The organism is Anabaena sp. CCY 9402-a (genome assembly GCF_963920945.1).
Lineage (GTDB): Bacteria > Cyanobacteriota > Cyanobacteriia > Cyanobacteriales > Nostocaceae > Trichormus > Trichormus minutissimus.
Genome location: NZ_CAWUDL010000046.1, coordinates 24,876 through 38,993 on the forward strand (window position 1 = coordinate 24,876; position 14,118 = coordinate 38,993).

Here is a 14,118-nt window from a genome sequence, read left to right on the forward strand (position 1 = left end):
TCGGCGTACCTCCGCGCATACCTCCGCGCCCCTCCGCGTTAAAAAAATTCTCTTATCTCCCCTCTCTAAACCCTCAAAGAAGCCTGCACCTCATACAAAGCCGCATAACGCCCATGTTTGTGCATCAATTCCAGATGAGAACCTTGTTCCACTATCCGCCCATTTTCCAGATAAACAATCATATCTGCACGAGTAGCAAAATCTAGATCATGAGTAATCAAAAAAGTCGTGCGATGTGCAGACAACCTTTGCAACGCATCAATTACAGCCTTCTCACTCTCCTTATCTAACCCCGTAGTAGGCTCATCTAAAATCAAGATAGGAGCTTGACGAATAGCAGCACGAGCGATCGCAATCCGTTGTCTTTGTCCCCCCGAAAGAGTTGCGCCTCTTTCCCCCACCAGGGTGTCATATCCTTGCGGTAAAGCTTGGATAAAATCATGAGCATGAGCTAAACGCGCCGCCTCTTCAATTTCCGCATCAGACACCCCAGCAATCCCGTAAGCAATGTTTTCTCTAATACTTGCAGCAAACAAGAGACTATCTTGCAAAACTACACTAATTTGGGAACGGAATGATGCCAATGTATATTCTCGAATATCCCGCCCATCAATCATCACCCGCCCAGATGTGGGATCATAAAGCCGTAATAATAAACTCACTAACGTCGATTTACCACCACCAGAAGTCCCCACAATCGCTATTTGCTGTCCCGATTGAATGTCTAAATTGATGTCTTCCAGTAAAACGCGTCCTGAGTCATAGGCAAAGTGGACGTGATCAAAACGCACCGCACCCCGGAAAATTGGGGCGGGGAAGGCAACCGGTAAATCACTGATATCTGGTTTCTGATTTAACACATCTAAAATACGCTCACCAGAAGCCGCAGCTTTAGCTAGTCGTCCAGTATACTTAGCGAAGTTCTGCACTGGCTTAAAGGCATTCTTCAGGTAGGTAAGGAATATCAGCACATCCCCAGGGGTTAAAGCATCTCTTAAAGCCAACCAAGAGCCGTACCATAAAATGATTGCTGTTCCCATTGCAATTACCGCATCAACGGTACGTTCCAAGTGAGCCGCTAGGCGTTGGGTTTTGACGCTTTCTTTCAAACTACTCTGATTTTGTTGAGCAAATACCCGTGCAAAAGCATCCTGTAGGGAGAGGGCTTTCACTAATTTAATCGCTGCAATAGACTCAGCCGCCGTCGCTGCTACAGCACCCTCTTGTTGACGTTGCTTTAATGAGGAATCTTTGATGCGCTGGCTGAGTCGGTTTGTAACTAACCAAAAGAACGGTAGTGTGATGAGTGAAAGCAGGGTGAGGCTGCGATTCATCCAAAACATCACCCCGATCATGCCAAATAGAGAGAGAATGCTGACTATTAGGGGTAATGCTGCCGTAATCATAATCTCTTGTAGACGGCTAGCATCGCTACTGACACGGATAATTAAATCACCGCTACGGGCTTTGGTGTGATAAGCCAAAGATAAATTTTGCAGATGACAATATAAATGATTCCGCACCTTCGCCATAACTCGGCTACCGACTATGGCTAATCCCACGGTACTCCAATAGGCAGCCAGGGCGCGTAAGCCTGTGATGAGTAAGACTGCAACGGCTGAGAGTGTCAGTAATGTGATTGGTTCTAGACTAGTAATCAGGGGAAGAGTATTAAGCCTTTCGCCACGCAGGAGAACGTAATCAAAGACAAACTTGAGCGGCCAAGGTTCTAATACCCGGAGTCCGACATCTGCAATTAAAGCGATCGCCGAAACCAAAAGTAGTCCATACTGGGGACGAATATCAGGCCAGAAATAAGCCAGCACTCCCCACAAACCGGGAACAGCTAATTTTTTGGGTTTTGGCATTTATCGTTTCACCTCCACCGATAATGGAGACGCTATATGCAGAATTTGTTGAGCTATCGCATCCCAAGTATGATGAGCTATCACGGTTTCACGCGCCGCCTGTCCTAAACTGTGACGCAGATTAGGCGATCGCCATAATTGTTCTAATGCGTCAGCTAAAGCGATCGCATCACCAGGAGGGCAAAGCATACCATTCACCCCCGGATCAATCAAGTCTGTCAATTGTCCAATCTGACTAACAACTACAGGTAAACCAGCCGCCATGTATTCATACACTTTCAACGGCGAGAAGTAAAAATCAGATTGTGCGGCGTAGGGTGCGACAGCCACATCCATTGCAGCTAATAACTGAGGAATTTTATCAGGATTCACCGCACCTGTAAATTGAGTATGAACATCTAATCCCCGTGCAACTAATTCAACTTCCAGAGTTTCCCGTTCCGGGCCATCACCAACAATCAAGAGTTTGGCATGGGGAACACGTTGATGCAGTAGACTAAAAGCTTCCGTCAGGATGGGCAATCCATGCCAAGGTTTCAAAGTACCGACAAAACCCACTGTAAAACTATCTGATTGACTTGCAGAACGCAGATTAGAAAAGCGATGAGGATTAACACCATTAGGAATCACATGAACCTTGCTACCATCCACATAATCCAGCAAGTAACTTTTCACCGCATCGGAAACAGCAATCAATCCTGTAGCGGCTGAAAACACCCGACGCGCCACAGCTTCCGCACTTTCACGATCAATCAAACCCCGATGCTGTGCCTGTTCGATAATCAGAGGCGAATTAACCTCCAACAAACCAGGAACACCCATCGCTTGGGCATATTCCATCGCGCCATAACTCCAGAGAGAATAACGCTCATAAATCAAATCAAAAGAGCCAAACTTCTCCAAACTCAACCGTAAATCCGGATTCATCCCCAAAGCAACCTGCTCACGAATCGCCCGTTCTAACTTAGGAACAGGTGGAAGTTGATGCACCACCACATCAGCCAAATCTGCCGGTAACTCTCCCCCAATCCGAGTAGCAAACAATGTAACCTGTCCACCTTGCCCTTTTAAAGCCCGGATCACCTCCTGCACATGAATAGAGCAACCCTTCTGCCCAAAAACAGGAATCCCCGCATCAGCACAAACATAAGCAACTCTCACCTTCATACCTCCTCCGCGCCTCCGCGTCTCTGCGTGAAAAATAACTCCCTCAAAACCGCCGTATTACGACAAATATCAAACTCCGACTCAATCAACTCCCTAGCCTGAGTAGACAACCTCACCCGCAAAGCCGGATCTTTCAGAAGTTGCCCAAGAGCAGTGGCTAATTCCTCCGCATCATATTGCCCTACAATCAACCCAGTCTCCCCATCACGCACGACTTCAGGGATACCCGTCACCACCGTACTAACACAGGGAGTTCCCAGAGCCATAGCTTCCAGTAAAACCGTAGGTAAACCATCCCGATTACCATCTTTACCAATCACATAAGGCGCGGCAAACACAGCAGCCTGCTGTACCAAATCAAACACCTCATTTTGGGGACGCGCACCGACAATTTGCACACAAGATTGCAATCCTAAATCCTGAATCTGCTGCCGCAAAGTTGATTCTAAAGCACCAGTACCAACGATTTGACACTGAAACTCATAATTTTTCTGCTTGAGAATCGCACAAGCATCTATTAAAACAGATAGCCCTTTCTTCTCAATTAACCGACCAACTGAGATAATTAATGGTGGACGTTCAGCCGGAGAAGAATATCGTAACTGTCGCAAATCTAACCCGTTATAGATGCGTTGAACTTGGTTTGCAGCTAGATTGTATATTTTCTCCAGATATTTGAGATTATAGTCACTGACAGTCACTACACTAGCTGCATCCTTTAGCTTACGTTCCATATCCGCAAATTCCACGCTTTCATGAAAGATATCTTTAGCATGAGCGGTGAAAGTATAGGGAACGCCTGTAAAGTGGGATGCTAGGCGAGCTACGCTAGTGGCTACAGTGCCGAAATGAGCGTGCAAATGCGTAATACCTTTGAGTTTTACTTCTCGTGCTAACCATGCAGCTTGGTAGACAGTGCTAGCTTTCTCACCTTGAGCAAATGCCAATTTTGACCAAAAATCAGGGATAACTTGACTTGCTTCTTGTAATTCCGCCCAAAAATAGCTAGCGGCTGTAGGTGCGAGACTATTGAGGGAATCGCTCACCCGTCCTTGAAGTGGCTTGCGAATGTAAGTGACAGGCGCACGCACCTGGGAAATAATATTTTGAAAGTGCGTGTCTGATGGTGGTCTTAAAGCGAAAATTTTTATATCTATGCCAGCCGCTTCATGAGCCAAAATTTCATTAACAACAAAGGTTTCAGAATAGCGGGGATAACGTTTGAGAACATAAGCGACACGCATGGACATAATTCGTAATTCGTAATTCGTAATTGAGGAGGTGGGATTTTTGCGTTTGACAAATGACTGTTCAAGAAGCTTTTGCTTGTGGGGATGCTTGATGAGTAGACATAAGGATTTCATTGACGAATTGGGGAATGCGGGTTAGTCCTTTGAGATCGAGGAATTTACGGACTGGAGGTGGCTCAATGTCAAGTTTTAACCAGTTGGTTAATGCAGCTGATGTTAATTGATCTGGGTGCAGGAAATCAATTAAGCCTAGTTCTTTTAACCGTTCAGCCCGAATTAATTGTTCTTTTCGGGGTTTGACACGAGGTAAAATGAGCGATCGCTTGCCAAATGACAACAATTCACAAGTGGTATTGTAACCACCCATCGCAATCACGCGCTCGGCTTGATGTAGTAACATTGTCGGCTCGGCTAAATATTCCAACACACGCAAATTGTCACGTTGCGCTGCATAGTTGTGAAGTTTTTGCCTAACTTCTCGCGGCATGAAGGGGCCTGTTAAGATAATACCGTTCATGTCTGGTGGTAGTTCAGCATGGGCAAATGTTTCGGCTAACATCGCTCCGTCTTGTCCCCCGCCTACTAAGCATAATACTAAGCGTTCAGATGGTAGATTGAGGGCTTTAAATGATTGAACGGTGTCTAAATTCAGATGTTTGAGGCGGCTACGTTGGTCAAGATAGCCTGTGTAGCGGAATTTAGCAACGGTTTTGGGGTGGAAGCGATATTCTTTGGCTAGATCGTAGATGTTGCGATCGCCATATACCCAAACTTGATCATAATAGGTTTGAATCGCCTCTTCGTTAGCGGCTCGTTTCCAATCTCGACGCACGGAAGCAGGTTCATCTAAGATATCCCGCAAACCTAGAATGCAGTGAGTTTTCCCTTCCCTACGCAAGTAATCTAAGGTGGGATCTAGCTCTCTGACTGCTCCTCGCGGTACATTATCCACAATGAAAATATCAGGTTTAAATGTTTTGATGGTGGTGAGGATAACTTGCGATCGCAGTGTAATAATTTCCTGCAATGATAGATTCAATTTTCGTGCCTGATATTGCCCATCAATGTTTTTATGCAAAGCCGGAAGAGTCAAACAATCTACACCTGGGGGTGTTGGTAGATTGCTGGCATCTTGAATGCCACTAATCATTAAAATATCGGTTTGTAGGGGTGAAAATCCTAAAGTTTGAGCAATCAACAAATTACGGCGTTTGTGTCCTAGCCCCATTGTGTCGTGGGAATATAAAGCAATGCGCCACTTACGAGTATTACTAGATAAACTACTAGCCTCCGAAGACACGATACTAGCCGATGTTCTGGTGATTTCTCCAGAATGGGGTAACAAGTTGTTCATCAGAACATACCATATTTATGGAGTTGAGAAAATTCAAAATTTTGCCAATAAACTAACGACTCTAAGAAAACCCTAATCATACTTTTCGCTGCGTTTATCCTCTTCTATCGGCGGTTAATTGTTTGTTGGTGTACCTCACCTCAGTGGGAATTGCTATCAGCCACTTAGTATAAATACTTAGTTTGTGGATACAAATGTGAAGAGGAGTAGCAATAGTGATTTGATTAATCAACGGCTTGAGTATCAGAAATATGGCAAAAATCGATTAAATTGCGTGTTAAACATAAGATTATTAGGTTAATATCTATTTAACTTCATTTTTAATCTTTTTACTCTTTTAATCGGCTTATCTCCTGGGTACGAGTGAATTAATACTGAGTCTTATTTAACTTTGACTTAAATCAAGTTTAATCAAATCTTTATGAGAAGGTAATTAAGAAAATATGAGAAATTTCTCATGAAACCAGCACCAGAGGTCTAATCTCGCCTATTCGCTTCATAGACAAATAGTGATTACCCCTGGTTTGAACTGGGAAAATACTGTTAAGTATGCTTAACAGCTTGATGAAAAGTTTCTCATACAAGTTTCATAAAGAACTTATGTAAATCAGTAATTATATGTATCAGCAACAGAACATCAACCGGATGTTTCTGGCATATGTATTCCAACTTCACTGGTAAAGTACCTGGGCATGGGCATTGAAGAGATAGTGAAATTGCGATCGCAATTAATTCTCTCAGCCGCAATTAACTTTCAACCTGACCTGTTTTTAGTAGATAAAAACCATACGGTGTTAAAAACGAGTTAGCTAATACAATTCTTTATTTCCATCAAAAACTACCTCAGTCTGTGGTAATGTAGCTCATAGTCCGCTCCTGCTCAAATTGCTTTAACTCTTGCCGAAATTCTCCTTCCAAAGCTTTTGGTAAAATCATAACCCAATCAATAAATCGGTACAGGTTAAGAATATCCCTCTCCTGTAATCCTAATTCATACAATCTGCGAATTAAGCTAAATTTCCAAGTTTTACGTTCTCCTAGCTTTTTACTTGTTTGCTGCGTTTTTAAATGCGCCATGACTACAGTTGCAAATGGGTTATCATTGGCTTCTAATTCTGTCCAATTATTTTGATAATCTAAAAGCTTGTCGATGCCAAATTCAAAGTTAAGCCTAGTATCGGGGTAAGGCGTTGCATAATAGAGGGATGAATTAGGATCTACTACATTAGATTATTACTTCATTACTTGAAGTATAGAGAAATACCTGTGTTTAACTGATTCATCCCGCATTTATGCAACGCCAAATTTAGTATTACGCAGAAATTTCCAGTAATACGTTAGTTAATCAAACGACAAAATTAACAAACTGATATCGCTTGGAATATTAAGCATGAATGTGTAACTGTTTCTACCAATTTATAAATGCAAAAACCAAAACTCATCAATATTCCAAAAGCGACTCGCTACCAAAATGCAGCGATAGATTACTATATGGGGCTTACAGGTTCTTCCTATCTTCATTACGGGTATTGGGAGCCACTACCTAGAAGCGGTGAAGAATTAACTCTGACTCGCCTGCGTGTGGCGCAGTTAGCATATACAGCTAAACTTTTGAGTTTTATCCCAGAGGGTGTAAAAACTGTGCTGGATGTCGGCTGTGGGATTGGTGGTAATGCAGCGTATTTGTGCGATCGCGGTTTTATTGTTGAGGGATTAGCACCTGATGCAGTCCAGCAAGAGATATTTATTCAAAATACCAATGGCCAAGTACCTTTCTACTTAACGAGATTTGAAGATTTTCACACCTCAAACTCCTACGACCTCATCTTATTTAGCGAAAGCAGTCAATATATTGCTGCTCTCGATTTAGCTCAAGGTGCGGCTCGTTTATTGGATAGTGGTGGCTACCTGCTGCTTGCAGATATGATGCGTTTTGATGCCGAATACCGAGAAGGTATTTTTTCTAATTGTCATGTCGCCAGCGAACTCCAAGCGGCGTTAGAACAGTCTGGATTCAAGTTAATCAAGACTGAAGACATTTCAACCCATATTGCACCAACGATTGACTTGTGTGTTGATAATTTCCGTACTTTTGGGCTGACTACAGTTAAATATATTGCTGATGTTGTGGCGATCGCACTCCCACCATTACACGCACTCGGTCGTTGGGCGTTTAACCGTTGGCTAGAAAAGCCAATTGCTGAGGGATTAGCAGCACGAGCTATTTTTGAAAACCATCTGTGTTATTCCATCCAACTTTGGCAGTTATCTCAGGCAACACCTTTGCCAAAATAAGAACCTACAAAAATTTTGGCAAAAATAGCAAAATGACTCATACATAAGAGTTTAGCTGACGCGGATTGACGCGGAGGTTTTACTATGAAGGTGGTTTTTATTGTTTGGCGGTTTCCTGTTTTATCTGAGGCTTTTATTCTTCATCAAATTACGGGTTTGATTGACCGTGGACATGAGGTTTATATTTATCCTGTGAATGGTTTACCTAAGAATTATACAGGTAAGGTTCATCCGAGTTATCCTATTTAATCCAACGATTATTAAACCTTTAGTTCGTCAACTCAGCTTTGGCAATGAAAATAAGCCATTAAAAAGATTATTAAAAAAGTGGGATAGAAAACTCAATAACTTTCTGAATAACCGCTATGCCCAGATGTTACCACAACACAAACTTGATTTACCATCTATCAAAAAAGCAGATTCACTACTACAAGAATTGACCCAGGTTTCACAGTAAACTTTGCGCTGTGTTCATCCTCTTTCTGCGGATCATTCTTTTATTCTTTGCCTATATCCTGCGGATTCTGCGAAGCAGTATACGTGAGGTAAAAATCGTCCTATTAATTAGGAACACCATTCTTTGCTTCGCCTTGTTTGATGATAGACAACGTTAGACCTAATCAAATTATGGGCATACTAAGCATTAATATATCCTATGCAGTTTAACCTGTAAGATGAGGTCGTTGTCCATGAATACAACCGTAGATACAACCGTTTTGCTGTCTGGATATCAGTTGATTGAGCAGCTTTATCACGGCTCTAAAACGCTTGTCTATCGTGGAATACGACTGGCAGAGAATTCAGAGCAACCTGTGGTGATTAAGCTACTCCGGCGGGACTATCCTAGCTTCAGTGAACTATTGCAGTTTCGCAATCAATACACGATCGCTAAAAATCTGTATATTCCCGGTATTGTCCGCCCAACTTCTCTAGAAACCTATGGTAACAGCTACGCCTTGGTGATGGAAGATTTTGGTGGTGTATCACTGCGAGCATATAGTCAAGCCCACCCTTTGTCTTTGGGAGACATATTAGCGATCGCCATCCAACTGACAAATATTCTCCATGATCTCTATCAACACCGCGTCATCCACAAAGACATCAAACCCGCCAACCTGCTCATTCATCCTCATACCAAAGAAATTAAGCTGATTGATTTCAGCATCGCCTCACTGCTACCCAAGGAAACTGAAGCAGTTAAACACCCTAATGTCTTAGAAGGGACACTCGCCTATCTTGCACCCGAACAAACCGGACGGATGAACCGAGGGATAGATTATCGCAGTGATTTTTATGCTTTGGGTGTGACGTTGTTTGAACTGTTAACAGGAAAGTTACCATTTCCATCAGATGATCCCTTGGAACTAGTGCATTGTCACATTGCTAAACCTGCACCCTCGGTGTGTGAATTGCAGCCAGAACTTCCCTTGGTGATGGGACAAATCGTGGCGAAATTAATGGCCAAGAACGCCGAGGATCGTTATCAAAGTGCATTGGGTTTGCAGCATGATTTGGTAACTTGTCTCCATCAACTGCAAAAAACAGGCATAATTGAGAAATTTGAGATTGCAACGCGGGATGTGTGCGATCGCTTCTTGATACCTGAAAAACTCTATGGTCGGGAGGAGGAAGTTACTACACTACTCCAAGCATTTGATCGCGTCAGCAACGGTACATCAGAACTAATGCTAGTTGCTGGTTTCTCTGGGATTGGGAAAACTGCTGTAGTTAATGAAGTTCATAAGCCCATCGTCGAGAAACGGGGCTATTTCGTCAAAGGCAAGTTTGACCAATTTAATCGCAGCACTCCCTTCTCGGCTTTTGTGCAAGCATTCCGCGATTTGATGGGGCAATTGTTGAGTGAAAGTGATGAGCAATTGCAGACTTGGAAAACCCAGCTTTTAGAGGCTGTAGGCGAAAATGGACAAGTCATCATTGACGTGATTCCCGAATTAGAACGGGTGATTGGGCAACAACCCCCCGCACTAGAGTTATCTGGGAATGCGGCACAAAATCGGTTTAAATTGCTATTCCAGAAGTTTATTCACATTTTCACGACACCTGAGCATCCTTTAGTCATATTCTTGGATGATTTACAATGGGCAGACTCCGCCTCCCTTAACTTCATACAAGGATTAATGGCGGAGTCAAAAACAGGCTATTTACTACTGATTGGGGCATATCGTGATCATGAAGTATTTGCTGCACATCCGTTGATGTTGACCCTGGAGGCAATTCAGAAAACAGGCGCAAAGTTGAACACAATCACTCTACAACCATTGAGCCAAACCAGTCTCAATCAACTGATTGCCGATACCCTCAATTGTACAGAAACATTAGCGCAACCTTTGACAAAATTGGTGGATCAAAAAACCCAGGGTAATCCCTTTTTTGCCACGCAATTTCTTAAGGCATTGCATCAGGATGGACTGATTTATTTTCACTTAGCAGCCGGACATTGGCAGTGTAATATTGTCCAGGTGCAAGAAGCGGCGTTGACAGATGATGTAGTCGAGTTTATGGCATTGCAGTTACAAAAACTGCCGCCAGATACTCAGGATATCTTGAAGTTAGCAGCTTGTATTGGTAATCAATTTGATTTAAATACGTTGGCGATCGTGTCTGAACTATCTCAGGCAGAAACGGCTACAATCTTGTGGAAGGCATTGCAAGAAGAGTTAATTCTGCCCATTGGTGAAACATATAAGTTTTTTCAATCTAGCTCACATCAAATACCAGGCGATAGTCTCCGATCGTCGGTCGGTCATCGCCACGTTACAGTCAGTTATCAGTTTTTACATGATCGTGTCCAACAAGCGGCTTATTCCCTAATTCCCCAAGAGCAAAAAAAAGCAACTCATTTAAGAATTGGTCAGCTACTTTTAAATTCCACTCCGGAAGCAGAATTAGAAAATCGTATTTTTGATATTGTTAATCAGTTAAATGTAGGTATTGATTATTTCACTGAAGCAGAGCAAAAAGAGCAGCTAGTTAAGTTAAATTTAATAGCTGGACGTAAAGCTAAAGTTGCTACTGCTTATGTCGTTGCTGTCGATTATTTAAATACGGCAATAAAGCTCCTAGAATCTGATAGTTGGCAAAATCAATATGAACTCACCCTGAGTTTGTATAATTTGGTAGCAGAATCGGCATATTTAAACACGAATTTTCCTACTTCCGAATTTCTAGTTAAAGAAATACTTATAAACGCCAAACATACCTTAGATAAAATTAAAGCTTACGAAATTCAAATTCAAGCTTATACTGCTCAAAACAAACTCATAGAAGCAATTAATATCGGTAGAGAAGTTTTAGGGTTACTAGGTATTGATTTTCCCGAAGATGGCGATATGGAAACCATCATCGCTGAACATGGTCGATTGAAGTCGCTATTTGGGGAACGTTTGATTGAAGACTTAGTGAATTTACCCGAACTGAGTGATTTACAGCAAGGTGCAGCTTTAAGAATTTTATGTGGTTTGTTTGCCCCGATTTATCTTGCCAAACCTATGCTGTTACCTTTAAAGATATTCACGATGGTGAATATCTGTATTCAATATGGTAACTCTCCTCAATCTGCGATCGCCTACAGTCTTTATGGATTATTTTTGTGTGCATCGGCAGAAATTATAGATGGCTATCAATTCGGCCAGCTAGCTATGACAATTTTGGATAAATTTAATGCCAAAGAATTGAAAAGTAAAGTTTATCTGACTTTCGGGCTATTTATTAAACATTGGCAAGATGACATTAACTCCACTTTAGGCATATTCTTAGAAGGTCTTAAGAGTGGATTAGAAACTGGTGATTTAGAATATGTTGGTTATTGTGCCAATTGTTATGCTCAATTTTTATTTTGGACAGGCGAAAATCTAGAATCTGCCGAAGCTGAAGCTAATAAGTATTGCTCTTTGATGCAGGATATCAAACAAGATGTATCTTTGATTTGGGGTAATACATGGCGACAAACTGTCATGAATTTAAGAGCTAAGGCTGATGATCCTCAAATGCTAGTTGGTGAATCTTTTGACGAAACAGTCACGCTTCCTTCTTTAATTCAAAGTCGCAACACCAATGGCATTTGTTACGTTTATCTAGCTAAATCATTTTTAGCTTATTTGTTTGGCGCAGACCAACAAGCTGTTGAATACGCCAGTCTATTTGAAGAGTATGAACAGGGTGCGGCTGGTTTATTGATTGTGCCATTAAAGAATTTTTATCAATCCCTGAGTATGCTTTCTGTGTATCAAAAACTAGATAGCCATCAACAATCTAATTACTTAGAGAAGATTACAAACAATCAACAAAAGATGCAAAAATGGGCAGGTCATGCTCCCATAAATTATCAACATAAATTCTATTTAGTTGCAGCTGAAAAACATCGAGTTTTAGAGGAGAAAATACCTGCAATAGAATTATATGACCAAGCGATCGCCCTTGCCAAAACCAACGGTTACATCCAAGACGCGGCTCTAGCTAACGAACTTGCTGCTAAATTCTACCTCAACTGGGGCAAGGAAAAAGTCGCCGCAGGCTATATGCAGGAAGCCTATTACTGCTACGCTCATTGGGGTAGCCTAGCCAAAACTGATGATTTAGAAACCCGTTATCCTCAACTACTGCGCCCCATACTACAACCAGTTATTCAGCCCTTTAGCATTTTAGATACCTTCACTAGCATTTCTACTTCTGGTTACGACAGCCACTCCACCCGTAACCAGAGTTCCTCTAGCACTAACATCAACCATATGCTCGATTTTACTGCGCTTCTGCAAGTATCTCAGGCACTCTCCAGCACCATTCAATTAGATAAGTTACTGCAAACATTGACTCAGACAATGCTGGAAAATTCTGGGGCTGATTACTGTGGTTTGATACTGTTTCATAAAGGCGAATGGCAAGTACGAGTGATAGCTAACTTCGAGCAAACTACCTTACAATCCACTCCGCTTGAAAACAACCCTACCGTTCCCGTAAAGCTGATTCACTACGTTAAAAATACTTTAGAAACAGTCGTCATCCATGATTTAAAAACTGATCTACCGGGTGTGATCAGCAATTATTTCCATCAGCATCAGCCCAAGAGCGTGCTATGTTTGCCGTTAATTAATCAGGGTAATTTAATCGGCATTTTGTACCTCGAAAATCAAGTTACGAGTAACGTGTTTACGAGCGATCGCCTCCTCGTTCTCAAATTCCTCTCTAGCCAAGCCGTAATCGCCCTCGAAAATGCTCGTCTCTATCAACAGGTGCAACATACCTTAGAGGATCTTCAGCAAGCGCAAGTGCAAATGGTGCAGAACGAAAAAATGTCTGCTTTAGGTAACTTAGTTGCAGGCGTTGCTCACGAAATCAATAATCCCGTTGGCTGCATTGTCGGTAATATTGGTGCAGCCCAAGAATATATTAACGACCTGTTGGGAGTGATTGACCTCTACCTCGATAAATTTCCCCACCCCGGTAGTGAAATTGAAGATGAACTAGAGGCGATTGACTTGGAATATCTGCGGGAAGATTTGCCCAAATTAATCAAGGCGATGAAAGACGGAGGCGATCGCATCAAAGCTATCAGCAAGAGTTTGCGTACTTTCTCCCGCGCCGACAGCGACCAAAAACAGCCCTTTAACCTGCATGACGGTATCGATAGTACCCTACTGATTTTACGTCATCGCCTCAAAGCCAACGAACACCGCCCAGCCATTGAAGTTATCACCGACTACGGCAAGATCCCCCACGTGAAATGTTTTCCCGGTCAATTAAATCAGGTATTTATGAATATTTTGGCCAATGCGATCGATGCGTTGGATGAATCGAATCAGGGATGTAGTGTTGCTGAGATTGAAGCCAACCCCAATCGAATTACAATTCAGACAACGGTTGCAGGTGAACAGGTAAAAATTGCCATCAGTGATAATGGGAACGGAATACCAGAAGAAGTCAAAGCACGAATTTTCGATCACCTGTTTACCACCAAAGGAGTAGGCAAAGGAACAGGTTTAGGATTAGCGATCGCCCAGCAAATTATCGTGGAAAAACATGGAGGAGCGATCGCGGTTAACTCTACACTAGGTATGGGAACTGAGTTTTTATTAACATTGCCAATTGCTTAGGGAATTGCCCTTGGGTAGTCTAGAGGCGATCGCAATGATCTTAATCCAGTTTTGAAGACGCAATTTCCCCACAA

6 protein-coding genes and 2 pseudogenes are annotated in these 14,118 nt (G+C 42.4%); 3 read left to right on the forward strand and 5 right to left on the reverse strand.

Going from position 1 to position 14,118, the window contains the following annotated elements; genetic code table 11:
* Positions 1–65: 65 nt before the first annotated feature.
* The 5 genes and pseudogenes from ACM0OR_RS17465 to ACM0OR_RS17485 form a co-directional block, all read right to left on the reverse strand.
* Positions 66–1,868: an ABC transporter ATP-binding protein gene (locus ACM0OR_RS17465; protein ID WP_414577720.1), complete on the reverse strand. Its 1,803-nt coding sequence runs from the start codon at positions 1,866–1,868 to the stop codon at positions 66–68.
* Positions 1,869–3,029, reverse strand: a complete 1,161-nt coding sequence (locus ACM0OR_RS17470; protein ID WP_414577722.1) for a glycosyltransferase family 4 protein — start codon at positions 3,027–3,029, stop codon at positions 1,869–1,871.
* 2 nt (positions 3,030–3,031) lie between these two features.
* Positions 3,032–4,285, reverse strand: a complete 1,254-nt coding sequence (locus ACM0OR_RS17475; RefSeq protein ID WP_414577735.1) for a glycosyltransferase — start codon at positions 4,283–4,285, stop codon at positions 3,032–3,034.
* Between the two features lie 61 nt (positions 4,286–4,346).
* Positions 4,347–5,639 carry a glycosyltransferase family protein gene (locus ACM0OR_RS17480; RefSeq protein WP_414577723.1) on the reverse strand — a complete coding sequence of 431 codons (1,293 nt, stop codon included), beginning with the start codon at positions 5,637–5,639 and terminating at the stop codon, positions 4,347–4,349.
* A gap of 849 nt (positions 5,640–6,488) precedes the next feature.
* Positions 6,489–6,836: pseudogene (locus tag ACM0OR_RS17485) on the reverse strand (hypothetical protein); the annotation flags it as partial.
* A 225-nt stretch (positions 6,837–7,061) separates the two neighbouring features.
* On the opposite strand from ACM0OR_RS17485, the gene ACM0OR_RS17490 reads away from it, so the two are divergent.
* From ACM0OR_RS17490 to ACM0OR_RS17500, 3 genes and pseudogenes are all read left to right on the forward strand, one after another.
* Positions 7,062–7,934, forward strand: coding sequence for a class I SAM-dependent DNA methyltransferase (locus ACM0OR_RS17490; protein ID WP_414577725.1), 873 nt, complete (start codon positions 7,062–7,064; stop codon positions 7,932–7,934).
* Between the two features lie 84 nt (positions 7,935–8,018).
* Positions 8,019–8,168 (forward strand): annotated as a pseudogene (locus ACM0OR_RS17495) (colanic acid biosynthesis glycosyltransferase WcaL); the annotation flags it as partial.
* A gap of 455 nt (positions 8,169–8,623) precedes the next feature.
* On the forward strand, positions 8,624–14,044 hold the full coding sequence (locus tag ACM0OR_RS17500; protein ID WP_414577726.1) for an AAA family ATPase: 5,421 nt from the start codon (positions 8,624–8,626) through the stop codon (positions 14,042–14,044).
* Positions 14,045–14,118: the final 74 nt, after the last annotated feature.